We start from the raw sequence: 25224 nt of genomic DNA, 5'->3' as shown, positions 1-25224 counted from the left end.
GCACGAAATTACTTCGCTGTCGTCGCTATCGCCGCAACTCTGCTCTGGCTAACATAACTGTCCACGCGACCTAGAGCTTTGGTGCTCCTCGCCGGGGGCACTCGGAAAAGGGGCTCGCCTGCGGCGATCGCTATCACTGCCCCGTTCCCGGGTGCCGCTATTGAACCGGTCTCGTCGCTGCACTCGGACCCGCGTGCCCCTTCGGGTCGCTATGCTCACGCTCTCCGGGTGCCATTTTCCGTTGAGGCGATGCGCCCTTGGGCGCACGCCTGATCGGGCCTGCGGCCCCAGGTAGATGGCGCGAGAGGCTGAGAGTAAGAGTGCAGGCTGGGTTTTTCCGTGACGGGTTACAAGCTGCGAGAGAGGCTCGTGGCGCCCGTCGCGGAGACCCGCGATGTCAAACCCTACTACTTGCGCGCGCGCCGGCTTGGACCGGGCGAACCTCTATAACGAAATCACCGACAAGATCATCGCCGAGCTTGAGGCCGGATGCGTCCCCTGGGTTCAGCCCTGGGGTACGGCCGCGGCGAAAGCGCCGCTGGCCATGCCGAAAAACGCGTCCACCAACCGGCAATACAGCGGCGTAAACATCCTCATTCTCTGGGGAGCCGTGATCGAACGCAGATTTTCCGGCCAAAATTGGCTCACCTTCCGTCAGGCGCTCTCGCTTGGGGGCCACGTTCGCGAGGGAGAGCGCGGCACCACTGTTGTCTACGCTGATCGTTTCGTGCCGAATGACGAAAAGCGACGCGCCGCCGAGACCGGCGAAGACGCGCAGGCGATTCCATTCCTCAAACGATTTACCGTTTTCAACACCGATCAGTGCGAGGAGCTGCCCGACAGCATCGCCAGCGCTGCGCCGCCACCGCCGCCTGGCCTCATCGAACCCACCGTCGACGCCCTGATCAAGGCCAGCGAAATTCCATTTCGGATTGGTGGAGATCGGGCGTTCTATGCAGCAGCCGAAGACTATGTTCAGGTCCCGCCGCCGCTGGCCTATTTCGAACCCATCAACTGGCACCGCACGGCGTTGCATGAACTCGGGCATGCGACGGGGCATCCCTCGCGCCTCAACCGCGACCAGAGCGGATCCTTCGGTACGAAGAAATATGCCTTCGAAGAACTGGTCGCCGAGTTGAGCTCCGCGTTCAGCTGCGCGTCACTCGGGATCGTCCCGACCGTGCGCCATGCCGACTATATCGGCTCCTGGCTTGAAGTCCTCCGCGAAGACAATCGCGCCATCGTGCGTGCCGCCTCGCAGGCGAGCAAGGCCGCGGACTATTTGCTCGGCTTCGTTCCCGGGTCCATTGAGCCCGCATCGCTGTATTCGGTTGTCACCGATCACGAGGCGGCGTGATGCTTGGGTTCCTGTGGCCGCGCGAGAGTGAGAGGAGGGGAGGCTGTTTGCGACGGGTTGGAAGCCGAGAGAGAGTCTTTCGGCCGCCCGTCGAGGAGAGCCAAAATGACGAAAGCCGTACAAAAGATCACGCTGTCGCCTTCCCGGGACATTCCCTTCAACAAGCTCGCGCTGAGCCAGTCGAACGTTCGCCGCGTCAAGGCCGGTGTCTCGATCGAGCAGCTAGCCGAGAGCATCGCGCGGCGTACGCTTTTGCAAAGTCTGAGTGTCCGGGCCGTCGTTGATGCAGATGGCAACGAGACCGGCATGTTCGAGGTGCCGGCAGGCGGCAGGCGCTATCGTGCTCTCGAACTCCTGGTGAAACAGAAGCGGATGTCGAAGGCGCAGGCGGTGCCGTGCGTCGTTCGTGAAGGGGGTATTGCCGAGGACGATTCGGTGGCGGAGAACGATGAACGGGTCGGCCTGCATCCGCTCGATCAGCTTCGGGCCTTCAAGATCCTCCGCGACCTCGGCATGACCGAGGAAGACATTGCCGCGCGCCATTTCGTGAACCCTGCGATCGTCAAGCAGCGCCTGCGCTTGGCGTCGATCTCGCCGAAGTTGCATGACGTCTATGCCGAGGACGGCATGACGCTCGAGCAGCTCATGGCGTTCTCAGTCACGGCCGATCACGCTCGCCAGGAGCAAGTCTGGGAGAACGTCAGCCGTTCCGGCTATGACGAGCCATACCAGATCCGCCGCATGCTCACCGAGAACACCGTGCGCGGGTCCGATCGCCGGGCCCAATTCGTCGGCCTCGATGCCTATCAGCAGGCGGGTGGTGGCGTGCTGCGCGATCTGTTCGAGCACGACGACGGCGGCTGGCTTCAGGACGTCGTGTTGCTCGACCGCCTCGTAACCGAAAAGCTCAAAGCCGAGGCTGAGGCGATTGCTGCCGAAGGCTGGAAGTGGATATCAGTCGCCGTAGAATTCTCCTACGGTCACACTCAAGGTCTACGAGAAATCGAAGGAAGGGCTGTCGATCTCTCGCCCGAGGAGCAGGCTACCATCGATGCCCTGAACGCCGAGCAAGCCAAGCTTGAAACCGATTACCAGGATGCGGACGAGCTGCCCGACGAGGTCGATCAGCGCCTCGGCGAAATCGAGTCGGCGCTGGCGGCGTTCGAAGACCGGCCGATGCTGTACGATCCGACCGAGATCGCCCGAGCAGGCGTCTTCATCAGCATTGACTCTGAGGGGCGCCTCTCCGTGGACCGGGGTTACGTCAGGCCGGAGGACGAGGTGCCGGCAACCGATCCTGATGTCGCGCGCGCCGCCGATGCGTCGTCGATCGAAGGTCAAGAAGAGGGCACTTCCGTCCAGCGCACGGTGATCGCGGTCGCAGGTAGTGCTCCCGATGCCGAGGATGATGATGAAGATGCGGCCAAGCCTCTGCCGGATCGGCTGATCACCGAGCTGACGGCCCATCGGACGCTGGCGTTGAGGGATTCGCTGGCAGAAAATCCAGCGGTCGCCTTCCAGGCAGTGCTGCATAACTTCGTGCTGACGGCCTTTTACCGGTTCGCATCGTCCGGTAGCTGTCTTGAGATCAGCCTTCGCACGCCGAACTTTCCAGCTCAAGCTCCGGGGCTGAGAGAAAGCGTCTCCGCCAAGGCCGTCGAGGCGCGGCATGAGGCCTGGAAGGCACGGTTGCCGAAGAGCGAGAACGATCTCTGGGATGCGCTCACGGCTCTTGATGGTGGTGCACAAGCGTCGCTGTTCGCCCACTGTGCATCATTTGCGGTCAACGCCGTCTATGAACCGGCCAACCGCTACAATCAGGGCCGTGTCTCCGCTCACGGTGTCCGCACCCGTCTCGACCAGGCTGATGTGCTGGCGCGCGCGATCGGACTCGACATGGTGCAGGCTGGCTGGCGGCCGACCGTCGACAACTATCTCGGCCGGATCACCAAGCCGCGAATTCTGGAAGCGGTGCGGGAAGCCAAGGGCGAGTCGTCGGCGCAACTGATCGACCATCTGAAGAAGGCCGACATGGCCAAGGAGGCCGAGCGCCTGCTGGATGGCTCGGGCTGGCTGCCGGAGCCGCTACGTCTCGTCGATCCCGACGCGGTGCCAGTGGGGCAGGAGGGCGAAGCGGGGGCGCTGCCCGAATTCCTCGCCGATGAGGAGGATCAGGAGAACGCCAGCGACGATGATCCGCAACAGCTTGACGCGGCTGAGTGACATTGTGGAGCGGGGTGGCTCCGGCTGTCCTGCGGTTGCTCGGGGACCGGTGCACAGCGCCGGTCCCCATTCCTTTGGGCGAGGCTTGAGAGGGAGAGCCGGGCCGGGAAGGGTTTGAGCCGTCGGGGTCAAAGGAGAGCGCCTGATGGTTCAGCCCATTCCTGCTCTCCGAAAGAACCCTGCCATGACCGAATCTCTCGCCGGCGGCGCTGCCGCCGCGCCGCTCTCGATGCGTGCCGCTGCAAATCTCACCTCCGCCGCTGTCAGGGCCGCGCGACAGCTCCTGACCGAGCTCGAACGCGGCCGGCGCATCGATGCCGCTGTTCTGCGCAGTGCCATGGAGGCTGCCTTCGGCGCCTCGGACACAGCCGGAGCCTGGAACTGGAAGACCGCCTATGACGTCTGCGAGGCGGCAACCGTTCTGTTCCTTCGCAAGTTCGGCCCGGCGATGCGTGCCAAGGCTGGCTCGACGGTCGCGATGCTGCCGATGCTCGCGAAGATCGCGAGCTGTCTGCCGACCCATACGCGGCGTTCCGAGGACAGTCAGGCGCTTCAGCAATTCTCGACGCCCATTCCGCTGGGACTCGTCGCATGCACCGCAGCCGGCATTACACCGGCCGATCGCGTTCTGGAGCCTTCCGCGGGGACGGGCTTGCTCGCCGTCTTTGCAGAACTCGCCGGGGGCGCCTTGATGTTGAACGAGTTGGCCGAGACCCGGGCGGGATTGATCGAGCATCTCTTCGCGGGCGTTAACGTCACGCGGTTCGATGCTGCTCAGATCGATGACCACCTCGACGTGAGTGTCGCGCCGAGCGTCGTTCTGATGAACCCGCCGTTCTCCGCGGTGGCGAATGTCGATCGACGGATGGCGGATGCGGCTCTCCATCACATCGTTTCGGCGCTCGCGCGTCTTTGCGACGGTGGACGCCTCGTCGCCATCACTGGCGCCAGCTTCGCGCCGGCCAACCCGGCATGGCGAGATGCCTTTGTGCGGCTCCAGGAACGCGGGCGGGTGGTGCTTTCTGCGGGGATCGACGGCACCGTTTACGCGAAGCACGGAACACGGATCGACACGCGGCTGCTTGTGGTCGACAAGCTGCCCGCTGCCGATCCGACGGCTTTTCCTGCCTCACCAGGCGTGGCGGCCGACGTTGCCACCTTGCTTGGCTGGGTGAACCAGCATGTGCCCCCACGGCTGCCAGTCGCAGCGCCGTCGGAGATCGCCGCCATCGGGCGGCCAGCGATTTCCCGATCGGTCGGCGCCTTTGCGCCACACCTATCGTCCACTTCGAGAGAGGCCGCGCCAGTAGGCACCGAACTTACATACGAGACGGTCGAATGGTCGCCGCCGGAAGGCGCCCGGCTGACCGATGCGCTCTATGAGGAGTACGGATTGCAGTCGATCCGTATTCCCGGATCGTGTGCACATCCGACCAAGCTCGTGCAGTCTGCCGCGATGGCGTCCGTTGCGCCCCCGAAGACATCCTATCGTCCGCACCTGCCGGCCATTGTCGTGGCCGACGGAGTTCTGTCGGATGCTCAGCTCGAGAGCGTCATCTATGCCGGCGAGGCGCATTCCGAGTTTCTCGCGGGCTCCTGGACGGTCGACACGACCTTTGATGTTGTGGCCGCCGCGCGCGACGACGCAGAGAAGGCCATCCGCTTTCGCCGCGGCTGGTTCTTGGGCGATGGCACCGGCGCAGGCAAAGGGCGGCAGGTCGGGGGGATCCTGGTCGACAACTGGCTCAAGGGTCGCCGCCGTGCGGTCTGGATCAGCAAGTCCGACAAGCTGATCGAGGATGCGCAGCGCGACTGGTCCGCGCTCGGCATGGAGCGATTGCTGGTTACGCCCCTGTCTCGGTTTCGGCAGGGCACCTCGATCCGGCTTTCGGAAGGCATCCTATTTACCACCTACGCCACGCTACGGACCGACGAGCGCGGCGAAAAGCTTTCGCGCGTCAGGCAGATCGTCGAATGGTTGGGTTCGGACTTCGACGGGGTGATTGTCTTCGACGAGAGCCACGCCATGCAGAATGCGGTTGGGGGCAAGGGCGAGCGGGGTGACCAGGCGGCCTCCCTGCAGGGCCGTGCGGGCCTGCGGCTGCAGCACGCCTTGCCGAATGCTCGCGTGGTTTATGTGTCGGCGACGGGTGCCACCACGGTTCATAACCTCGCTTATGCCCAACGCCTCGGCCTTTGGGGCGGCGCTGACTTCCCGTTCGCCACCCGTGCCGAGTTCGTCGAAGCGATCGAGGAAGGCGGCGTCGCGGCCATGGAGGTGCTGGCGCGGGACCTCAAGGCGCTCGGTCTCTACGCGGCACGCTCGCTCTCTTACGAGGGCGTCGAGTACGACTTGGTGGAGCACCAACTGACGCCGGAGCAGGTTCGCATCTACGATGCCTATGCCGGTGCGTTCAGCGTCATCCATAATAACCTAGACGCGGCGATGCGGGCCGCCAACATCACCGGCGAAACCGGAACGCTGAACGGGCAAGCCAAGTCTGCGGCACGCTCCGCCTTCGAAAGCGCGAAGCAGCGCTTCTTCGGCCACCTTCTGACTTCGATGAAGACCCCGTCGCTGGTCCGATCGATCGAGCGCGACCTTGAGGCTGGCCACGCTGCTGTTATCCAGATCGTGTCGACGGGTGAAGCGCTGATGGAGCGCCGGCTCGCCGAGATCCCGACTGAAGAGTGGGGCGACGTCCAGGTCGACATCACGCCGCGCGAGTATGTTCTCGACTATCTCGCCCACTCCTTTCCGGTCCAGCTCTACGAGCCCTTCACCGACTCGGAGGGCAACCTCTGCTCCCGGCCTGTCTATCGCGACGGCCAGCCGGTCGAGAGCCGGGAAGCCGTCGCACGACGCGACCGCCTCATCGAGAAGCTTGCATCACTACCGCCGGTACCTGGGGCACTGGATCAGGTCATCCAGCGCTTCGGCACCGAACTGGTCGCCGAGGTGACGGGCCGCTCGCGCCGCATCGTTCGCAAGGGCGACCGGCTGGTGGTCGAAAATCGAGCCGGTTCAGCCAACCTCGCCGAGACCTCGGCTTTCATGGACGACGTCAAGCGCATCCTCGTGTTCTCCGACGCGGGCGGCACGGGGAGGAGCTACCATGCCGAACTGTCGGCTCGGAATCGGCGGTTGCGCGTGCATTACCTGCTCGAGCCCGGTTGGAAGGCCGATGCTGCGATTCAGGGGCTTGGCCGCACCAACCGGACCAATCAAGCGCAGCCACCGTTGTTTCGTCCGATTGCGACAGACGTGAAGGCCGAAAAGCGCTTTCTCAGCACCATTGCCCGCCGGCTCGACACGTTGGGAGCCATCACGCGCGGCCAGCGCCAGACCGGAGGGCAGGGCCTGTTCCGGCCCGAGGACAATCTCGAAAGCCTGTATGGGCGCGACGCGCTGCGCCAGCTCTACACGTTGCTGGCGCGAGGCAAGGTCGACGGCTGCTCACTCGAGAGGTTCGAGGATGCAACTGGCCTGAAGCTGACAGATGCCAACGGGCTCAGGGATGACCTGCCGCCGATCACGACGTTTCTGAACAGGCTGTTGGCGCTCACCATCGACCTGCAGAATGTGCTGTTCACCGCCTTCGAGCAGCTCTTGACCGCTCGGATCGAAGGCGCGGTTGCATCCGGCACGTACGACGTGGGATTGGAAACCCTCCGTGCCGAGAGCTTCGTCGTCACCGACCGGCGGACGATCTATGACCATCCGGGGACCGGCGCCGAGACCCGGCTGCTCACGGTCGCCCAGCGCCAGCGCAATCATCCGGTGAGTCTGGATGACGCTCTTGCTCGTCGTTCCGATCGTCAGGCCGTCCTGCTCGTCAATGAGCGCTCGGGACGAGCCGCCGTGCAGGTCCCGGCGGCGAGCGTCATGCTCGACGACGGCGAGATCGAGCGGCGCGTCAGCCTGATCCGGCCGATGGAGCAGCATAGGGTTTCCCTGAACATGATGGCGGAGAGCCATTGGGCCGAAGCGGACCGTGAGCGCTTCGCTACGGCCTGGCTGGCGGAACTTGCCGAGGTGCCCGAGTTCACGGAAGGCACGATCCACGTCGTGGCGGGCTTGCTGCTACCGATATGGAAGCGACTGCCGAACGAATCGACCCGCGTCTATCGGCTTCAGACCGATACAGGCGAACGCGTCATCGGCCGCAGGGTTTCGGCCGCGTGGGTCGCAAACGTCGTTGCGACGGACGCGCCTTCGCTGACGGCAGACGCCGCCTTTGCCGCGCTGATGGAGGGACGGACCGTCCTCGAGCTCGCGGAGGGGCTCCAACTTCGCCGTGTCCGGGTGATGGGCGCCTACCGCATCGAATTGTCGGGATTCAACGACACGATGCGCGACCGTCTCCGGGCCTATGGCCTCTTCGGGGAGATCATCTCCTGGAAGCTGCGCATGTTCGTACCCACGGACGCGAGCGGCATCAACGTCCTGTCGAGGGTGCTCGACACCTATCCGGTTACGGGCGTCAGTGAGCGGGAGGCCGCGTGATGTCCGGCGATGTCTCCGAGCTGGCACGCCGCCTCGCGCGCGAGGCCGAGGCGGTGTGCCGACACTATCTCCCCAATGGTAAGCGGGCGGGGCGGTACTGGGTGGTTGGCGACGTCCACAACACCCCGGGCGGCTCGTTGTTTGTGCGGCTCCAGGAATCGTCGAAGGGCCCCGCCGGCAAATGGACCGATGCGGCGACCGGGGAGCATGGCGATCTCCTCGACATCATCCGCGAAAGCCTTGCCTTGCGAGATTTCCGCGAGGTCGCCGGGGAGGCGAGGCGCTTTCTGAAGCTGCCTCGTTCTGAGGAGCAATCACTCCTGAGACCCGTTCGTCCAGTCGTGCCGGCCGGATCGCAAGAAGCCGCCCGTCGACTTTTTGCGATATCCGGTCCGATCGAAGGGACGTTGGCGGAAACGTATTTGCAACGTCGGGGAATAAGCCAAATCCACCATGGTGGTAGCCTGCGCTTCCACCCACGTTGCTACTACCGACCGGACGAGCATTCGTCGACCGAAACCTGGCCGGCGATGATAGGCTCTGTCACTGACCTCGAGGGACGGATCACTGGCGTGCATCGCACCTGGCTAGATCCACACCGCTTTGATCGCGTGCGGCTCGGCAAGGCCCCGATCGACACGCCACGACGGGCCATGGGCGACCTGCTTGGTAACGCCGTTCGCTTCGGCGTGGTGGACGACGTGCTCGCTGCGGGCGAGGGGATCGAGACCATGCTGTCGCTGCGTTATGTACTGCCGACTTTGCCCATGACCGCTGCTCTCTCGGCCAATCACCTCTCAGCCATGTTGCTGCCGTCTGGCCTACGTCGACTCTATATCGCCCGTGACGCAGATGCCGCCGGAGATGCCGTACAGGCGATTCTCACCCGGCGCGCGGAAGACGCCGGCATCGAAGCGATCGCGTTGTCGCCTCGGCTGGGCGACTTCAACGAAGATCTGCACATCTTCGGCCTCCAGGCCCTCCGAGCAGCGTTGCTACCGCAACTCGTACCGGAGGACGTCGTCCGTTTCCTGCATTCGTCGATAGCAACCGCGGAATAGCCCCGGCAATTCGATGGGCGTCGACAGGTCAGTCGCGGTGCGGCCAATGCCGGAAGAGGACGCGACCACGGCCTTCTAGAGGGCGATCGGATGGCAAGCGGCTCGGGCCGGCAATGGCTGCGTCCGGCTATTTTCCGCCGCGCGCCGACGATGAGAAGACATATTGGTCACGTTATCGGCGCGCTTTGCATCGCGAAGCAAAATAGCCGGCCTCCGCCATCCTCCGCTGCGCTTCGGCCCTCCGCTCTGCTCCGGGTTCTGGCCCGTTCCGCCTGCCGTCTGAGTGATCGCCACGAAGGCCGCGATGGTCGCGGCCGACCGGCAAAGGATCGCCTCCATGACCGACCACGATGACATCGAATCGCCGCATGCCGCATCTCCGAGTGAACACGTTCTTACCGAATTGCAGCTCTTCGGCTACCGCCCTTTCGACGACCAGCCCGATCCACGGCCGCTTCCCGAGGGCAGGATCATTACCGGTGCCGTCGCTGACATCTTCGATGCCCTGGTCGCCACGTTGAGCGACACGCGGCTCGAGCCGGACCTCGACGATCTGCTCTGGTCGACTGTCAACCTGTTCCATCGTGCCGTCGACCGCATCGGTCGCCAACTCGACGACAACGAACAGGCGCAACAGAAGAGTCAGCGCGAGCAGGACGGCTCCGAAGTTCGATCCGTCGAACTCGAACGCATCACGGCGGAAGGCATCACGCTGGTTGAGCGCCGCAACTGCCTGGAGCTCTTCCGTGATCAGGCCATAGAGCGCTTCGAGACCCACACCGGCTCATTCTGGCGCCCCCGATCAGGATCGCTGGTGAACCATCGTACGCTGACCGCAGCGATGATCGACTCGCGCGACTTCATCGCGGCCAAGCGCCGCGCCGAGACCGAGGTCATGCTGCCCTCAGGCCCGAAGATCGCGCTTACCGGCGGGCTCGACTTCAACGACCACAACCTCATCTGGGATCGTCTCGACAAGGTTCATACCAAGCATCCCGACATGGTCCTGCTCCATGGCGGCTCCCCGAAGGGTGCCGAACTGATCGCTTCAAAATGGGCAACCACCCGCAAGGTGCCACAGATCGCTTTCAAGCCGGACTGGACGAAGCATGCCAAGGCAGCGCCGTTCAAGCGCAACGACGCCATGCTCGAACTCCTCCCGATCGGCGTCATGCACTTCCCGGGCACGGGAATCCAGGAAAACCTCGCCGACAAGGCGAAGCGGCTCGGCATTCCCGTTTGGAGGTTCGGCGGCGCGTGAGCGCCGTCTTCTCGCCTCCAACCATCAGAGCCGGGTTGCGCCGCAACTCCGCCTCGTTTTGAATTTAGGTCTGAAGTTGCGCCGTGGTGGTGGTGGAAGGCGCGACTGCAAAATCTATGCACATGGAGCCACCACCATGCTCGCACTTGGGCTCGTCCTCAACACACTCGGCATCGGCTTGTTCTGCTGGGCGATCTTCGCGCTCGCTGTGTATGCCCTGCCGTTCTTCGTCGCACTGAGTATCGGGATGGCGGCGTTTCAGAGTGGCGCCGGCTTCATTGGCGCGCTGCTTATCGCAACGGCTGGCGGTGCGCTGACGCTTGTCCTCGGTCAGGTCGCCGTCGCTATTACCCGGTCCTTGGCCTTGCGCATTGCGATCGCGACGGTATTCGCTGTTCCCGCCGCCGTCGCCGGCTATCATGTGGTGTTCGCCGTGTCCCAGATCGGGGTGTCTTCGCTGGCTTGGCGCGAGGTCTTCGCTTGCCTTGGCGCGGTTTGCATTGGCGTCACGTCATGGACGCGCTTGACCGTATTGGCGGAGACCCGCCCGTGCGAGCCCGGTGTGGTGGTGGAGAATCCCTCCCTCTCCGCCATAATAAAACGACTTCGAGAAAGCTCCGTAAAATCAGGCCTTACTGCGCGCCAGAGATCTCTGGTGTAGCCCCTGGGTGCAGCCCCAAGGTCGAGCTACCCTGCCATGGCGGGCAGCAAGTTTCAATGCGGAAGCGGAGCAGGCAGCGGGCTGGTGACGCCGGCCCACACCGATCCCCATGGTCGCATTCTTGAGTTTGTCCGACCGGCATGGTCGCGGAGATTTCTCACTTCCTAGTTCGTTTGCCGCGGTTCGCCTGCGTCGCGCCGAGGGCTGTAGCGTGCTTTCTTTCGCCCATGATACCGCTGGTCCGACGGCACTGAGGGTCGCCCGAAAAGCTGGTACATCGACCTCCGAGAGACCGCTCTCGACGACGAGATCGCGTTCCTGAGGGCGGAAATCTACCTGAGGGACGTCGCCCGGCGGCGCAGACGCTGACGGCGTTCACGCGGTTCTCGAACCGGATATGATACTTCGGCCGCGGCGTCGACACGTCGTTCGATGGTCGAAGGCGGCAGATCCGAGATGACGTAGCCGTCCCGGATCGCGACCATAGACCTCGAAGTTCGCTCGCTGCGGCGGGCCGCGTTAAGACAGGGCTTTCGTCGCCTTCTCCCGAAGGGTGCTCATGGATTCGGCGTAAAGAAGCGCGCCGTAGCTCACACGCGCGACGCCCAGTTTCGCGAGCTCATCGTTCGACGGCACGCCATCCATCACCATGACGTTGACTGGAATCGGCGTCTCAGAGACGAGCCGACGAATATGATCCGGCACCCTAACGCCCGGTACGAAGAAACCCGACGCTCCCGCGTTCGCGTAGGCTTCCCCGCGCTTCAAAGCCTCTTCGACATCGTCTCCGTTTCCGAGAAAGACGTCGGTGCGCGCGTTGATGAAGAGCGGAATGCCCTTACGATCGGCCGCATCGCGGATAGCCGAGATGCGGCTCGCCTGGCGATCGACGCCGTAAAGCCCCTTTCCTTTGACCACGCGGTCCTCGAAGTTGATCCCGACGATTCCGAGATCAAGAATTCTCTCAATGTTCGAGGCCAACGCGCCGTCGTCGTCGCTGTAGCCGCCCTCGAAGTCCATCGTGACCGGCTTCTCGACGGTCGCGGCGATCCGGGAGACGATCTGCTCCGCCACGGCGATGGGAAGGTCCTCGCCGTCCTTGAAGCCCTGGGCGGCCGCGACCGCCCAACTGCTGGTCGCTATCGCCTTAGCGCCGGCGTCCGCGATGGCCTTCGCGCTGCCAGCATCCCAGGCGTTGTACAAAATGATCGGTCGTCCCTTGACGTGAAGCTCGGCAAACACTTTCGCTTTCTCGATCTGGCTCATGGTTCGTGACCTGTCTGCGGTGGTTGCGGGTTATCGGGTGGCAAGGGCCGGCGCTTCGGCGCGCTCGGCTTTCCTGTCGGAAGATGCTCCCGCGGCGATCACGCGATGGGCGATCTCGGCAACGATCAGCGCGCCGAAGTAGAGGGCCATGCTGATCCATCCGATGCTTTGCGCTCCGATCAACGTCAGGCTAACACCCCCGATGACACCCGCGGAGGCGACACCGACGTACGTAGCCGACGTATTGAGACCGAGCACGATCGGGACGGCCTTAGGCATGGTGGATACCAGGCGATGCTGCTGCGCTGCGAGCTGGCCCCAGCTCGTTGCGCCGTGGATCACAACCGCGACGACGGCCGTGGCCAGTGCGGCGCTCGTCCAGGACAGCGTCGCCGTGACGCCGATCAGCGCGATCGACATGACGACCAGGACTTTCCGCGTGCCGATCGTATCGACCAGCCGGCCGCCGACGAGGTTCATCACGGTGCCCGATACGCCCCACAGTACCAGCAGCAGGCCGAGGATCAGGGTATCGCCGTGCGTAACGCGCCCGAAGATGACCGCAAAATAAGTGTAAAGCGCGAAATTGCCGGCCTGAAAGAAGAACGTGGTCAGGAGCGTCAGACCGATGCGGCGATCCGCGAACGGCGCCAGACGCTGCTTCAGCGAGATCGACGGAGGCGTTGGGATATTCTTGAGCGAGATCGCGATGCCGAGCGCGGCGACGACGCTGATGGCCGAGACGAACACCATCGTCCAGCGCCAGTCGGCAAGTCCGCCGATGAGCGTGCCGATGGGCGAGCCGAGCGCGGTTGAGAAGGTCAGCCCGGCGATCACGATGGAGAGCGCGAAGCCGCGCTTTTCCGGCGACACAAGGCTGGCTCCGGAGCCGGTGGCTGTCGGCGCGTAGATGGCGGCGCCGAGGCCCGCGAGTGCGCGGGCAACCAAGGCGAAGGCGAAGTTCGGCGCCCAGGCCGTGGCAAGGTTGGCAAGGATGAAGATACCGAGCCCGGAAAGCATCAGCTTCTTGCGCTCGACATGAGCGAAGACGGCTGCCGCGGTCGGCGATAACAGCGCGTAGGCGATGGCGTAGACGGTTGTAAGCTGTCCGGCGGCGCCGACGCTCACCTGGAACGACTCCGAGATCTCGGGCAGCACGCCCGCGACGACGAAACTGTCGGTTCCGAGGGCGAACATGCCCAGCGCTAGAATTGCAAGGCGGCGGTCCATGGCAAAGCTCCTTCAGCTCGAGGTCCAGGTCAAAGGGGGGTCCAACGGACCATCTGCCCGTCTATCTGGTGATAGATAGATAGTTGCTAGGTCATCCTGCGGTCGACTGTCAACATCTATCTATCGATAGACGCATAATTAGATATCGCTCAGTTCTGCCGCAGGCGCCGTGGGTTGCGCCTGACCGAGCCTTGCAATCCAGTCGCTGGCGGGCTATCTATCAAAAGGTAGATAGAAGAGCGAGCCAGATGAGCGATATGAAGACTGCGATTTTGGACGCCGCCGAGAAACGGATTCAGGCAGGCGGCTTCGGTGGCTTCAGCTTCCGGGAGATCGCCGAGGACGTTGGCATCAAGAGCTCGAGCGTCCATTACCACTTTCCCGCGAAGGAAGACCTCGCGGCCGAGGTCGTCCGCCGTTGGGCCGACCGCACATCCGGGAATATCGACAGGGAGTTCGCGAAGGACCCGAACGCGAAACGCGTCTGGGCCAAGGCATTTCGCGGAACGGCGTTCTCCAAAGCCCACATGTGTCCGTGCACGATCCTCGGCGCGTCCTCGCAGGATCTGCCGAAGCCGGTCGTGGCCGAGGTGAAGCGGTTCTTCAAGATGTGCCAGGACAAGATGGTCGCTCAAGGCATGTCCATCGACGACGCCACCGAATTCCTGTCCACTATCATCGGCGCGCTGGTCGTGGCTAACGCGCTGCGCGACAGCGCGGAGTACGATCGGGCGACTGCGACGTTCCGGTTCGAGGAGAAGACCGCGGCCTGACCTCAATCGGTCCGATGATCGGCTTCCGATCATCGGACCTCGACGGCGACGCTGCATGCGAAACCTCCAGCGTAATGGGTCAGATCATCGATGTCGGCCGTGGCCGGCGTTCGCGTGATGCGGTCGGCGGCGATCGATTTTCCGAGCGCTTCCGAAATCACTATCCGGCCGGCCGTATGATGTTCGACAAGACGGTCGCTCCGTATTGATCGAGCATGGACCTCAGACGATCCGCCGTAGCCGCCGAAGCCACGTTGCCTCCCGTATGGGGGTCAACAGGCCTGGCGATAAGAACACCGCCAAGCCTTAGCGCCGCTTACTTACTTAAAATCTGCGCATCGAAGGCAACGTCCTGGACGAGGACGACGGTGCAATTCTCCGAGAAGCACTCGGTGATATGGGGTTCACCGCCCTTCTGGAACCAATATGAACCAGCGCTCAGATGTTTCATCTCACCGCCGGGGCGGTAGTTCGCCATGACGCCGGAAATCACGACCGCATAGTAATCACCCGTGTGGGTGTGCAGCGCGCTCTTGAAGCCCTTCGGAAACTTCGTGATCGTGGCGTGAGCTCCCGAGGCGACCTTTCCGTAGGCGTCCGAGACCAGGATGTCCCTGTTGGAATGATCATCAGTACGGCGGGGTCCATAGGAGGCAAATCCAGAATCCGCGAAGGTCATATCTTCGAACGGGATTTCGAGCGAGTTGGTCGCCTCCGGTAGTTTCGCGTGGCTTGCAGTCTGCGCAGAAGCCAAGGCAGGCGCGCCGAAAAGCGAGGCGGTAGTGGCGACGACGAGCAGCGCGCTTCGAACGAATGTGTTTGTCATGACGATATCTCCTTTGGGTGGTGGGGTCGCGAAATTGCAGTCGGTCGGGTGGCAAGAGAGGCGGAAGTTGACGAGAGAAGGTTCGAAGATGGACTTGCGCAACGAGAAGCGGTGCGTGCGCTGAGGATCAATGGCCCGCAGTCCGACCACCATCGACGTAGTGGATCTCGCCGGTCACGTAGTCGGCATCCTCGAGGTAGTTGATGGCCCGCACGACATCCTCGATCTTGCCGTTGCGGTTGAGCGGCGAGAAGGACTTCAGATCCTCCGGGTTCGATCCATCGTGAAGCGGCGTGATGACGATACCGAGCGAGATGGTGTTGACGCGGATGTTGCTGGAAGCGAGCTCCATCGCGAGTCCTCGGGTAGCGGCGACGCCGGCACCCTTCGTCAGCGAGGCAAGAACGGCCGGCACGGTCTGAAGCGCATGCTCGACGAGGCTCGTCGAGATCTGGACGATGTGACCTCCGCCCTGCTTCTTCATCGCAGGCACCGCGGCCTGCGTTGCGAAGAACATGCTGTCGAGGTTGGTCGACATCACGCGTCGGTAGAGATCCTCGGAGATGCCCTCGATCGGACCGGGGCGCCAGATGCCCGCGTTGTTGATCAGCGTGTCGACGCGGCCGAAGCGTTCGAGCGCGTTCCAGACGACTTTCCTGGCGATCTCCGGCTCGCCGACATCGCCGGCGACCGTGACGTAGTCGGGGTCGCTCGAAGGCGCGATCGATCGGGAATTTCCGACCGCGCGCCAACCTCGTTCGCGATAGGCCTTGACGAAGGCCCCGCCGAGTCCCTGCGATGCGCCGGTCACCACGACGACTTTGCGTTCCGTTGCCATATGTCACTCGCCTTGTTGGAGCGGAGCCCGCCGCGAGCGGAGCTTGCTCGGATCCACCTCGAACGTCGTCAAGCGACCTTCAGCTTCTTGAGATGATCCAGGCCGATGCCGGCGATCACCTGCTCCTGGATCGGATGAATTGCGGAGTTGACCGCATCGGCGCCGAACGCCAGGCCGACGACCATGCGTTCGGGACGCTTGCCGCGAGGCGTCCCGACCAGCTGCGCGATCGTTTCCGCGGTGTCGTGCGGGTTCGGAGCGTCGGGGCCGGCGAACACGCCGCCGAGGAATTCGACGAACTTGCCGGGAAGAGCGGCTACCTCGCCGTACTTGTCCGCACGACCGGGATCGGAGGGCTTCTGAACCGCCGCCCACAAGTTCGTCGGGAAGGGACCGGGCTGCACCAGCACGACTTCGATGCCGAGTTGCGAAAGTTCGTAACGGTAGCCCTCGGTCAGGGCTTCCACGGCGTGCTTGGAGGCGCCGTAGAGACCGTAGAAGGGCAGCGTCAGCCGGCCCAGGATCGAACCGACGTTGACGATCAGGCCGGATCTGTTTGCTTGCATCTGGGGCACGACGGCCCGGATCATGCGCTGGACGCCGAACACGTTCACCTCGAACATCTCGCGCACCTGTTCCGGAGTGAAGGTCTCCGCGAGGCCTCCCGAGGCGATGCCCGCGTTGTTGACGAGCACGTCCAGCTTGCCGCCGGTGTTGCCGAACAGCGTCTTCACCGCCGCATCGACGCTCGCGCTGTTCGTGACGTCGAGCTCGAGGGTCTCGATGCCCTTCGCCTGCAGTTCTTTCGCCACTTCGCGATTGCGCCCGTTCATATCCCGCATGGTCGCGAATACGCGATGACCGCACGCGGCCAGCGTGTTTGCCAGTTCTTTGCCGAAACCGTTCGATGTTCCGGTGATGAGGATGGTGTCAGACATGGTCGTTCTTTCTCTTCAGCTTTTCGATTTCGCAGGCTTCGGGATCAGGCCACGGCCTTCATGCGCTGCACGGCTTCCTCGGTCGTCCAGACTGCATTCGCCATGAAGCGGTAGTTCACCATCGCCGCCGTGTAGCCGTCGCCTTCCTCGTTCACGCCGGCGGCCACCGCATCGCGGACCATCGCGACCTCGAAGCCCGCCTCGATGACGTCGCGCATGTGCGACTCGAGACAGATGTTCGCGACGGGGCCCGCCATGATCACTTGCTCGACACGGCGCATGCGCAGCTGCTTGATCACGTCGTTCGACTCGCACCCGAAGACCTTGTGCGGCGACGTGTTGCAGGTGTGCCCGTCCAGCAGGTACTTCTTGAACGGTTCGTAGTAGTCCGCCCTCGAGCCCTCGAAGCCCTCGAGATCGACCGGATCCTTGCGGCCGCAAAAGCCGATGCCGCCAAGATAATGACCGATCGGTCCGGGCGGCACCGTCCACTGCCGGTCAGTCGGGTAGTACCAATGCGGCGAGTGGACGATGAAGTAGCCGAGCTCCTGCGCCGTCTTGAGGAGGCGCTTCAGGTTGCCGACGACGTCGCGCTTCTTCAGCGCATCCTCGATCAGCGCGTAGTAGGTCCCCGACTCCTTCTCTTCGAGGAATTCATTCTGAATGTCGGCGAGGACGAGAGCGACACGCCTCTTCTCGCCAAGCTTCATTTCTGGATTGCGATGTGTGAACTCGAGCATCTTGCTCCTCCGCGGGGTAAAAACGACGAGCCATGAAAAATCCTGCTTCAGTCGTGGCCGGCGCGTCGGCGCCGGGGCGAGGGTTCAATGCCATCGCCACCGAAGCTTCTTGATTGTCCTTCCATCGCTTCATCTTGGGAGTGGATTGAAGCCCGGGACGTAACAAGGTTCTTGTCTCCCGACGCCCGATTTGAACGGCCAAGCCGTCACGAACCGTGCAATGACCGCGCTAACGCGCACGTCCACATCGCCGGAAGGCGTTCCTTGCGGTCTCTATCGGTTGATAGACAAACCGCTTGCGACGATGCCCGGGACCATATATATCTACCTACCGAGAGATAGATGGGAGTGTGCCATGAGCACCATTGCAGAGGCCATTATGGACGCGGCCGAGCTTCGGATGCGCGGCGGCGGCTTCAACGGCTTTAGCTTCCGGGAAATCGCGGACGACGTTGGCATCAAGAGTTCGAGCGTGCACTATCATTTCCCCACTAAAGAGAAGCTCGCTGCAGCGGTCGTGCACAGATATGCGGACCGCCTCAGCACGAAATTCGATAGAGGACTTGCCGGCGGTGCCCACCCCCAAGAGGTATTGACGCACGCGTTCAGGGGTACCGTCCGTTCAGCCGAGCGCATGTGCCCAATAACCGTGCTGGGAGCCGGCTCAATTGGCTTGCCGGAGGAGGTCGCTGCGGAGGTGAAGCGCTTCTTCCAGATGTGCCTGGACAAGCTGATCGGCGGCGGTCTTGTTCCGGGCGAGGCAGCCGAGCTGCTGGCGACCATCACCGGGGGGATGGTCGTGTCGACGGCTTTGGACGACATCGCGACGTACGATCTCGCAACCATCAAGGTCTGCCGGTCTCGATCCGGTGTCTGAACCTCGTCGAAGCGCGGCTTGTGTCTGCGCTCCGAGGCTCCCCGCGTGCATAGTAACTGCCGGCAAAGGTGGGCCCGCCGGTCGTCGTCAGAAGCGCCCTCCGAAGCGCGGTGCACGGAAAGCTGACATCTGGGGCTTTCGCAGCGTGCGCCACTCTATGCTTCGTTTCTGCCGACATCATGCCGTCGCGAAACCGAGGACGGGATGTCGCGCTATCGATTGCTGGGCGCCTCAGCGACCACGAGGCGCCCACCGACGGCTGCAAGGCCGGAAAAAGCTATCCGTACCAACACCATAGCGAAACTTTACGGACGTTCACGCATCACAACTGGCTCCGCGCCGGCAAAGCGTCATCCTCGGCCCGCAACCGAAATTCGAAAGGTTGGAGGATGTCCGACGCACTTACCGCTATCCAACCCGGCGACCAAACTAGGCAAGCCGCAGCGGCTGCTCTGCTCGAAGAGGCTTTGAAGCTTCTGGACCGGGACGTGCCTGGCGCGCGGCAGCGGATCGAGGACGCCTGCAGGCTCGTCGGTCATCGAGGGAAAACCTACGGCAAGAACGGCCACCTGGCGAACTGGCAACTGCTGCGCGCCCGCAGATTCATCGGCGAGAATCTGCACGCACGCCTGCGGATCGGGACCGTGGCCCGGATCGTCAATCTCAGCCCGAGTTATTTCTCGCGAGCCTTCAAGGCGAGCGAAGGGATGCCGTTTTCCGACTTCGTCCTGGTTTCGCGGATCGAGCTCGCCAAACACCTTCTGGCGACGACGCGCCAGTCCATCGCCGAGATCGCCCTGGAATGCGGATTGGCCGACCAATCGCACCTCACGAGAACATTCAATAAGTTCGTGGGAACGCCGCCGCGGGCTTGGCGCTGCCGCCGCGTAGCGGAGGCCGCAAGACACGCACATGGGCCAATGACAGATCTGACAATCCGGCTCGGATGAACGCAGAACGGCGTCTTGTCTCGAAGAACACCAATCGGATCAGCCGGTTGGACGCGGACATAAGTTTTCTGTCTATCGATAGATAGGCATTGACAAGCAGCACAGCCCGGCTCTACATTCAATGCATCTACTGATAGATAGATAACGGAGATCAAGATGTCGGAAGTCGCAGTCGAAATGCAGGTCCTCGAATCCCGCTCCCGCCGCAAAGCCCACATCAAGGTCTGGCTCGCCACAGCTGCAGCACTGGGTGTCTTCGGCGCGGGTGTCGTCTTCGGGCCCGGATATCTCGCCCCTTCAGCGAAGGCGGCGGCGCCGGTAGCGCCGACGGTCACCGTCAGCACTCCCTCGGAACGCAGTCTCGAGAAGCGGCTGCAGTTCTTGGGGCAGTTCTCGGCGGTGCAGCAGGTCGAACTGCGCCCCCAGGTCGGCGGCACGTTGACCAAGATCAGCTTCAAGGACGGCGACATCGTCCACGAAGGCGACGTGCTCTTCGAGATCGACCCGACCCCATATCAGATCAAGCTTGACCAGGCGAAGGCACAGGTGGAGACGGCTCGCGCGCAGCTTCAGCTCGCGATCCAGCAACTGGGCCGCGCCGACACCCTGAAGCAGAGCGGCTTCGGAACGATCGAGAACGCCGACCAGCGCCTGGCCCAGAAACTTGCCTCGCAGGCCGCTCTCGATGCCGCGGAGGCGGCGGTTCGCGATGCGCAGTTCGACCTCGATCATTCGCGCGTCGTGGCCCCCTTCAACGGCCGCATCGGCAGCCACCTCGTCTCGATCGGCAACCTGGTGGCTGGCAGCCGGGCATCGACCAGCCCGACCACCTTGCTCGCCACGATCGTGTCGGTCGGCAACGTCTATCTCAACTTCGACATGAGCGAGTCCGACTACGCCGCCTTCCTGCGGGAGCGCACACAACAGCAGGGATCCCTGGCCGAGAAGGTTGACGTGTCGGTCAACGGCGGCGACTTCAATCGCGATGGCACGCTCGATTTCGTCGACAACACGCTCGACCGGTCGAGCGGAACGATTCATGCTCGCGCAACCGTCAAGAACGTCGACGGCCTGCTGACCCCGGGCGCATTCGCCAGGGTTCGCGTCGCGATCTCGAAGCCCGCGCCCTCTTTGCTCGTCCCCGATGCCGCTGTGCTGCCGGACCAGTCCGATCACGTCGTCCTGACCGTCGGCGCCGACGGCGTCGTCACGCCGAAGAAGGTCCAGCTTGGCGAACTGCGGGACGGACTGCGCGTGATCAGCTCGGGCTTGATGTCGTCCGATCGCGTCATCATCGAGGGCATTCCGAAGGCCAAGGCTGGCGCCAAGGTGATGACCGAGACCAAGTCGAACCATTTGGCCGCCAACTGAAGGAGATCAGCCATGAGCGTCTGCTTCGACGAACCGACGATCGACGACCTGCTGGGGGACAGCCTAACTCAAGGATTGATGCAGGCGGATGGCGTCGATGTCGCCGCCCTCGAGAGGATGCTGCGAGGGATGGCTTCCGATCGAACGGCGGCCTTGGCGCGCAACCACCGCGCACCGGGACGGAATGGTCGCGTTTCAACACAACAAGTGGCGTTCGTGTGAACGTCACTGCTCTCTCCGAGCGCTCCCGAAACACCACGAACCGCTCGAAATAACCGCTTCACGGACAAGGCTGAACCGCCATGAAACTCTCACATTTTTTCATCGAACACCCGCGGTTCGCAGCCGTCATCAGCATCTTCCTGACCGTGTTCGGCGCCGCCGCCGCTTTCCTGCTTCCGGTGTCGCAATATCCGGACATCGTCCCGCCGACCATCCAGATCACCACCGTCTATCCCGGCGCGTCGGCCGATGTGGTGGCCCGCACCGTCGCGACCCCGCTCGAACAGGCGATCAACGGCGTCGAGAACATGGACTACATTTCGAGCCAGTCCACCGGAAACGGCGCGCTCGCGATCTCCGTCGTCTTCAAGATCGGCTCCGACCCGAACACGGACCTGGTCCTGACGCAAAACCGCGTCCAGGACACGCTGTCGCGCCTACCGCAGGAGGTCCAGGCACAGGGCGTCCAGGTCAAGAAGACGATCGACGCGCTCCTGCTCGGCGTCCACGTGTATTCGCCGGACGGCTCCCGCAGCCCCGAATACATGTCCAATTATATGCTCAAGATCCGCGACGAGATCGCGCGCCTGCCAGGCGTGTCAGATTTCCAGATATTCGGCCAACGCGACTACGCGATGCGGATCTGGATCGATTCGGACAAGGCGGCTGCGGACGGCATCAGCGCCGACGACGTTCTGACCGCCTTGCGCACCCAGAACGCCCAGGTCTCGGCCGGCGTGCTCAACGCGCCTCCGCTCACCACCGACGCCGCCTATCAGATCAACGTTCGGGCACTCGGCCGGCTCACCACACCCGAGCAGTTCGGCAACATCATCGTCAAGTCGGACAGCCAGGGGCGCGTGACCCGGATCCACGACATCGGCCGCGTCGAACTCGGCTCGGCGGACTACGGGTCGATCGCCTATGCGGACAAGTATCCGTCCACGCCCTGGTTTCCCAAGGCGACGCCGGGCGCCAATGTCGTACAGGTCGAGCACGCGATCTGGGACAAGATGGCCGAGCTCAAGAAGAGCTTCCCCCCGGGCCTTGACTACATCCGTATCTACGATCCGACCACCTTCGTGAGCCAGTCGATCGACGAGGTAGTCAAGACGATCTTCATCGCCATCGCCCTGGTGATCGGGGTGGTTTTCCTGTTCCTGCAGACATGGCGTGCCACGATCATCCCGGTGGTGGCCATTCCGGTCTCCCTGATCGGCTGTTTCACGGTCCTCGCGCTTTTCGGGATCTCCATCAACAACCTGTCCATGTTCGGGTTGATCCTGGCAGTCGGCATCGTGGTCGACGACGCCATCGTGGTCGTCGAGAACGTCGAGCGGAACATGGCGATGGGCATGTCGCCGCGCGAAGCCGCCCATAAGACCATGGACGAGGTCTCCGCCGCCCTCATAGCAATCGCGCTGACCCTTTGTGCGGTCTTCATTCCCTCCGCCTTCATCAGCGGCATTTCCGGTCTGTTCTTCACGCAGTTCGCCGCGACCATCGCCGCATCGACAATCATATCCGTCATCGTTTCGCTCACGCTGAGCCCGGCACTGTGCGCGGTGCTGCTGAAGAGCCACAACGCACACGCCAAGCCGCGCGGGATCGGGCGTCTGGTGCAGGCCGCGTTCGGGCGGTTCAACGCCGGCTTCGAGTGGGCGTCTTCGAGCTACGGACGGGTGACGGGCCGCATCATCAGGGCGAGCGCCATCGTCGGCGTCGTCTATCTCGCTCTGATCGGCCTGACGGGCTTCCAGATGTCGCGGATGCCGACCGGCTTCATCCCGAGCCAGGACATCGGCTATCAAGCCGTCATCATCTTCCTCCCGCCGGGCTCCAGCCTTCAGAGGACGGACGCGGTGGTACGCGAAGTCAACGACATCATCCTGAAGGAGGTGCCGGGTCCCACACATACCTCTCCGGTGGCCGGCCTCGACGTCACCACGTCGACCATCGCACCCAACGTCGGAACCATCTTCTACGGTCTGCCCTCGCTGTACGGACACCACATCCCAGGCGTCAACGCAGCGACCATGCTGCCGAAGGTCCGCGCCGCATTGGCCGGCATCAAGGACGCGGTAGTGATCGTGGTGAACCCGCCCCCCGTGCAAGGGTTAGGCTCCGCCGGCGGCTTCAAGCTGATGGTCGAAGACCGGGGCGACCACACGGCGCAGGAGCTGGCGGATGCCACCAACACGCTGGTCGCCGCAGCCAACAAGGATCCGGCATTCGCCGGCGTCTTCACGCTCTACAACGCGGGAGCCCCCTCTCTCTTCGCCGACATCGACCGCGAAAAGGCGGAGAAGGTAGGTCTCAAGCCGGAAAACGTGTTTTCCACCCTCCAGCTCTACCTCGGCTCGCGGTACGTGAACGACTTCAACTATCTCGGACGCACCTACGAAGTGCTCGCCCAGGCCGACGAAGCCTTCCGCAAAACGCCTGCGGACATCGGCCGGCTCAAGTCGCGCAACGCGAGCGGCTCGATGGTGCCGATCGGATCGGTAGCCGACTTCAAGGACGAAACTGCGCCCTATCGCCAGCCGCGCTACAACCTTTATCCAGCCGCAGACGTTCTGGGCACCGCAGCACCCGGCGTGGCGTCCGGCACCGCCGCCGCGCGGATGGAAGCCCTCGCGAAGGAGGTGCTGCCGGCGGGCTTCGCGATGGAGTGGACGGAGCTTTCCCATCAGCAGGAAAAGCAGGGCATTCCGACGATCGTGATCTTTGCTGCGTCGGCTCTCTTTGTCTTCCTGGTCCTGGCCGCACAATACGAAAGCTGGAAGATGCCGTTGGCCATCGTGCTGATCGTGCCGATGTGTCTGCTCGCCTCGGCGACGGGCCTGGCGTTCCGCGGCATGCCGATCGACATCCTCGCGCAGATCGGATTCGTCGTCCTGGTGGGCCTGGCCGCGAAGAACGCGATTCTGATCGTGGAGTTCGCCAGGCAGCGACAGGACCATGACGGCGATACGGCCGAGCAGGCCGCGACGGAAGCGGCCCGCATCCGACTCCGCCCGATCCTCATGACTTCAGCCGCGTTCATTCTCGGCGTCTTCCCCCTCGCGGTCGCCACCGGCGCCGGATCCGAGATGCGCCAATCCATAGGCACCGCCGTCTTCGCCGGAATGATCGGCGTCACGATCTTCGGCCTAATGTTCACTCCCGCCTTCTATACCTTCATCCGCAATTTCGGCTCTGGGGGTAAGGCAGGTGCCAAATCGGGGGCTGCTCAGGATCGTTCCGGAAAGCCGATCTGACGATACCCGCCCGTTGGACGCTCCCGGCGGCGGAGCGAAAAACCAAGAGGAAACGACGATGTTCTCCGTGATCTTCGAAGTTCATCCCAAACCGGACCAGTGGGACGGCTACCTCGGCGTCGCCAAAATGCTGCGGCCGGAGTTGGAGCAGATCGACGGCTTCATCGAGAACGTCCGCTATAAGAGCCTCACCCGGCCGGGCTGGCTCCTGTCGCTCTCCGGATGGCGGGACGAGAAATCCGTCGTGCGATGGCGGACCGCACAGCGGCACCATCTCGCCCAAGAGAGGGGACGGTCGACGATTCTGCTCGATTATCATCTCCGGGTTGGGGAGATCACGCGGGACACCCATGTGCCCGCCGGGCACAGGATCGCCGAGCAACGTCTCGACGAAACCGAAATCGGCGAAGGAACTACGGTCACGTTCGTCGACGCAAAATGGCCAAACGGCTCCATCGAAACATCGGACGAACCGGCGATTGCCGATCACCTCGCCCTGAATCCCAATGCCGGCGGCTTGCTTAAGTGGGAGGTCTTCGATGCCGTTCTCACGCCGGGCGACGTCGTCCTGATGATGTTGTGGAAGTCGAAAGACGCCGCCGCCGCCTTCGTCGCATCGGCAAAACTCCCGTCGGACGGGCGTTTGCGGCAGGTCCGCGTGGTCCGGGACTACGGCATGTTCGATCGTCGGGAAGCTCCCCAATACTATTCGGAAGCTTCCCGACAAGGTGCGTGACGCGCCCGACCTCTCCGGAGGAGCCCACTTGCCGTTTCGTATCGATCGCCTCCACTAGGCTGTGTGGACTCTTGGGATTCTCAAATCAGACGGAACGTGATTCAAGGCTTTCTTTTAGGAGGAAGCC

20 protein-coding genes and 1 pseudogene are annotated in these 25224 nt (G+C 63.2%); 15 read left to right on the top strand and 6 right to left on the bottom strand.

The genetic code is table 11. The features are described from left to right. Positions 1-394 precede the first annotated feature (394 nt). The 7 genes and pseudogenes from AC5ZGW_RS40525 to AC5ZGW_RS40495 form a co-directional block, all read left to right on the top strand. A complete protein-coding gene (locus tag AC5ZGW_RS40525; RefSeq protein ID WP_130228706.1) occupies positions 395-1357 on the top strand; it encodes an ArdC family protein in 963 nt (320 codons plus the stop codon). A 105-nt stretch (positions 1358-1462) separates the two neighbouring features. After that, a complete protein-coding gene (locus AC5ZGW_RS40520) occupies positions 1463-3580 on the top strand; it encodes a ParB/RepB/Spo0J family partition protein (RefSeq protein WP_165435451.1) in 2118 nt (705 codons plus the stop codon). A 184-nt stretch (positions 3581-3764) separates the two neighbouring features. Continuing rightward, complete coding sequence (locus AC5ZGW_RS40515; RefSeq protein WP_207231100.1) at positions 3765-8087, top strand: strawberry notch-like NTP hydrolase domain-containing protein; 4323 nt, start codon at positions 3765-3767, stop codon at positions 8085-8087. Next, the gene (locus tag AC5ZGW_RS40510) at positions 8087-9148 is read left to right on the top strand and encodes a DUF7146 domain-containing protein (RefSeq protein WP_130228703.1); all 1062 of its coding nucleotides are present in this window, start codon (positions 8087-8089) and stop codon (positions 9146-9148) included. The genes AC5ZGW_RS40515 and AC5ZGW_RS40510 overlap by 1 nt, the downstream gene beginning before the upstream one ends. A 337-nt stretch (positions 9149-9485) precedes the next feature. Next, positions 9486-10409, top strand: a complete 924-nt coding sequence (locus tag AC5ZGW_RS40505) for a DUF2493 domain-containing protein (protein ID WP_130228702.1) — start codon at positions 9486-9488, stop codon at positions 10407-10409. Between the two features lie 136 nt (positions 10410-10545). Continuing rightward, positions 10546-11070 (top strand): hypothetical protein, encoded by a 525-nt coding sequence (locus AC5ZGW_RS40500; protein ID WP_245474959.1) that lies wholly within the window; start codon positions 10546-10548, stop codon positions 11068-11070. Positions 11071-11301: 231 nt separating this feature from the next. After that, a pseudogene (locus AC5ZGW_RS40495) lies at positions 11302-11471 on the top strand (3'-5' exonuclease); the annotation flags it as partial. A gap of 118 nt (positions 11472-11589) precedes the next feature. On the opposite strand, the gene AC5ZGW_RS40490 reads toward AC5ZGW_RS40495, so the two are convergent. Together AC5ZGW_RS40490 and AC5ZGW_RS40485 are read right to left on the bottom strand one after the other, a co-directional pair. Next, positions 11590-12336, bottom strand: a complete 747-nt coding sequence (locus AC5ZGW_RS40490) for an isocitrate lyase/PEP mutase family protein (protein ID WP_130228701.1) — start codon at positions 12334-12336, stop codon at positions 11590-11592. 30 nt (positions 12337-12366) lie between these two features. Further along, positions 12367-13566 (bottom strand): MFS transporter, encoded by a 1200-nt coding sequence (locus AC5ZGW_RS40485; RefSeq protein ID WP_130228700.1) that lies wholly within the window; start codon positions 13564-13566, stop codon positions 12367-12369. Between the two features lie 272 nt (positions 13567-13838). Here AC5ZGW_RS40485 and AC5ZGW_RS40480 point away from each other — a divergent pair, with 272 nt between their 5' ends. Beyond that, positions 13839-14339: a TetR/AcrR family transcriptional regulator gene (locus AC5ZGW_RS40480; protein ID WP_165435450.1), complete on the top strand. Its 501-nt coding sequence runs from the start codon at positions 13839-13841 to the stop codon at positions 14337-14339. A gap of 74 nt (positions 14340-14413) precedes the next feature. Next, on the top strand, positions 14414-14548 hold the full coding sequence (locus AC5ZGW_RS40475; protein ID WP_496114081.1) for a hypothetical protein: 135 nt from the start codon (positions 14414-14416) through the stop codon (positions 14546-14548). Positions 14549-14655: 107 nt separating this feature from the next. On the opposite strand, the gene AC5ZGW_RS40470 is transcribed toward AC5ZGW_RS40475, so the two are convergent. The 4 genes from AC5ZGW_RS40470 to AC5ZGW_RS40455 all read right to left on the bottom strand — a co-directional run bounded on the left by AC5ZGW_RS40470 (position 14656) and on the right by AC5ZGW_RS40455 (position 17681). Next, positions 14656-15318, bottom strand: coding sequence for a DUF4437 domain-containing protein (locus AC5ZGW_RS40470; protein ID WP_130228698.1), 663 nt, complete (start codon positions 15316-15318; stop codon positions 14656-14658). Further along, positions 15293-16003 (bottom strand): SDR family NAD(P)-dependent oxidoreductase, encoded by a 711-nt coding sequence (locus AC5ZGW_RS40465; RefSeq protein ID WP_130228697.1) that lies wholly within the window; start codon positions 16001-16003, stop codon positions 15293-15295. Before AC5ZGW_RS40465 ends, AC5ZGW_RS40470 begins: the two co-directional genes overlap by 26 nt. 68 nt (positions 16004-16071) lie before the next feature. Then, entirely contained in the window at positions 16072-16941 is an 870-nt protein-coding gene (locus AC5ZGW_RS40460; protein WP_130228696.1) for an SDR family oxidoreductase, read from the bottom strand. Between the two features lie 44 nt (positions 16942-16985). Next, positions 16986-17681, bottom strand: a complete 696-nt coding sequence (locus tag AC5ZGW_RS40455) for a cysteine hydrolase family protein (RefSeq protein WP_130228695.1) — start codon at positions 17679-17681, stop codon at positions 16986-16988. Between the two features lie 355 nt (positions 17682-18036). Here AC5ZGW_RS40455 and AC5ZGW_RS40450 point away from each other — a divergent pair, with 355 nt between their 5' ends. The 6 genes from AC5ZGW_RS40450 to AC5ZGW_RS40425 all read left to right on the top strand — a co-directional run bounded on the left by AC5ZGW_RS40450 (position 18037) and on the right by AC5ZGW_RS40425 (position 25097). Beyond that, complete coding sequence (locus AC5ZGW_RS40450; protein WP_130228694.1) at positions 18037-18558, top strand: TetR/AcrR family transcriptional regulator; 522 nt, start codon at positions 18037-18039, stop codon at positions 18556-18558. 179 nt (positions 18559-18737) lie between these two features. Next, complete coding sequence (locus AC5ZGW_RS40445; RefSeq protein ID WP_130228693.1) at positions 18738-19508, top strand: helix-turn-helix domain-containing protein; 771 nt, start codon at positions 18738-18740, stop codon at positions 19506-19508. A 156-nt stretch (positions 19509-19664) separates the two neighbouring features. Beyond that, positions 19665-20879 carry an efflux RND transporter periplasmic adaptor subunit gene (locus AC5ZGW_RS40440; RefSeq protein ID WP_130228692.1) on the top strand — a complete coding sequence of 405 codons (1215 nt, stop codon included), beginning with the start codon at positions 19665-19667 and terminating at the stop codon, positions 20877-20879. A 12-nt stretch (positions 20880-20891) separates the two neighbouring features. After that, complete coding sequence (locus tag AC5ZGW_RS40435; RefSeq protein ID WP_130228691.1) at positions 20892-21101, top strand: hypothetical protein; 210 nt, start codon at positions 20892-20894, stop codon at positions 21099-21101. 80 nt (positions 21102-21181) lie between these two features. After that, a complete protein-coding gene (locus AC5ZGW_RS40430; protein WP_130228690.1) occupies positions 21182-24361 on the top strand; it encodes an efflux RND transporter permease subunit in 3180 nt (1059 codons plus the stop codon). 58 nt (positions 24362-24419) lie between these two features. Continuing rightward, positions 24420-25097 (top strand): antibiotic biosynthesis monooxygenase family protein, encoded by a 678-nt coding sequence (locus AC5ZGW_RS40425; RefSeq protein ID WP_130228689.1) that lies wholly within the window; start codon positions 24420-24422, stop codon positions 25095-25097. Positions 25098-25224 lie beyond the last annotated feature (127 nt).

The sequence above is a fragment of the Bradyrhizobium sp. Crot121 genome, assembly GCF_059512385.1.
This window is presented reverse-complemented; position numbering and strand designations above follow the sequence as displayed.

Bases quoted from the DNA above. Each gene is read 5' to 3' on its own strand.
- AC5ZGW_RS40440 (WP_130228692.1), top strand. From the start codon at position 19,665: ATGTCGGAAGTCGCAGTCGAAATGCAGGTCCTCGAATCCCGCTCCCGC.
- AC5ZGW_RS40455 (WP_130228695.1), bottom strand. From the start codon at position 17,681: ATGCTCGAGTTCACACATCGCAATCCAGAAATGAAGCTTGGCGAGAAG.
- AC5ZGW_RS40500 (WP_245474959.1), top strand. From the start codon at position 10,546: ATGCTCGCACTTGGGCTCGTCCTCAACACACTCGGCATCGGCTTGTTC.
- AC5ZGW_RS40430 (WP_130228690.1), top strand. From the start codon at position 21,182: ATGAAACTCTCACATTTTTTCATCGAACACCCGCGGTTCGCAGCCGTC.
- AC5ZGW_RS40485 (WP_130228700.1), bottom strand. From the start codon at position 13,566: ATGGACCGCCGCCTTGCAATTCTAGCGCTGGGCATGTTCGCCCTCGGA.
- AC5ZGW_RS40515 (WP_207231100.1), top strand. From the start codon at position 3,765: ATGACCGAATCTCTCGCCGGCGGCGCTGCCGCCGCGCCGCTCTCGATG.
- AC5ZGW_RS40460 (WP_130228696.1), bottom strand. From the start codon at position 16,941: ATGTCTGACACCATCCTCATCACCGGAACATCGAACGGTTTCGGCAAA.
- AC5ZGW_RS40465 (WP_130228697.1), bottom strand. From the start codon at position 16,003: ATGGCAACGGAACGCAAAGTCGTCGTGGTGACCGGCGCATCGCAGGGA.
- AC5ZGW_RS40475 (WP_496114081.1), top strand. From the start codon at position 14,414: ATGGGTCAGATCATCGATGTCGGCCGTGGCCGGCGTTCGCGTGATGCG.
- AC5ZGW_RS40505 (WP_130228702.1), top strand. From the start codon at position 9,486: ATGACCGACCACGATGACATCGAATCGCCGCATGCCGCATCTCCGAGT.
- AC5ZGW_RS40525 (WP_130228706.1), top strand. From the start codon at position 395: ATGTCAAACCCTACTACTTGCGCGCGCGCCGGCTTGGACCGGGCGAAC.
- AC5ZGW_RS40520 (WP_165435451.1), top strand. From the start codon at position 1,463: ATGACGAAAGCCGTACAAAAGATCACGCTGTCGCCTTCCCGGGACATT.
- AC5ZGW_RS40450 (WP_130228694.1), top strand. From the start codon at position 18,037: ATGAGCACCATTGCAGAGGCCATTATGGACGCGGCCGAGCTTCGGATG.
- AC5ZGW_RS40435 (WP_130228691.1), top strand. From the start codon at position 20,892: ATGAGCGTCTGCTTCGACGAACCGACGATCGACGACCTGCTGGGGGAC.
- AC5ZGW_RS40470 (WP_130228698.1), bottom strand. From the start codon at position 15,318: ATGGTGGTCGGACTGCGGGCCATTGATCCTCAGCGCACGCACCGCTTC.
- AC5ZGW_RS40425 (WP_130228689.1), top strand. From the start codon at position 24,420: ATGTTCTCCGTGATCTTCGAAGTTCATCCCAAACCGGACCAGTGGGAC.
- AC5ZGW_RS40510 (WP_130228703.1), top strand. From the start codon at position 8,087: ATGTCCGGCGATGTCTCCGAGCTGGCACGCCGCCTCGCGCGCGAGGCC.
- AC5ZGW_RS40490 (WP_130228701.1), bottom strand. From the start codon at position 12,336: ATGAGCCAGATCGAGAAAGCGAAAGTGTTTGCCGAGCTTCACGTCAAG.
- AC5ZGW_RS40445 (WP_130228693.1), top strand. From the start codon at position 18,738: ATGCCGTCGCGAAACCGAGGACGGGATGTCGCGCTATCGATTGCTGGG.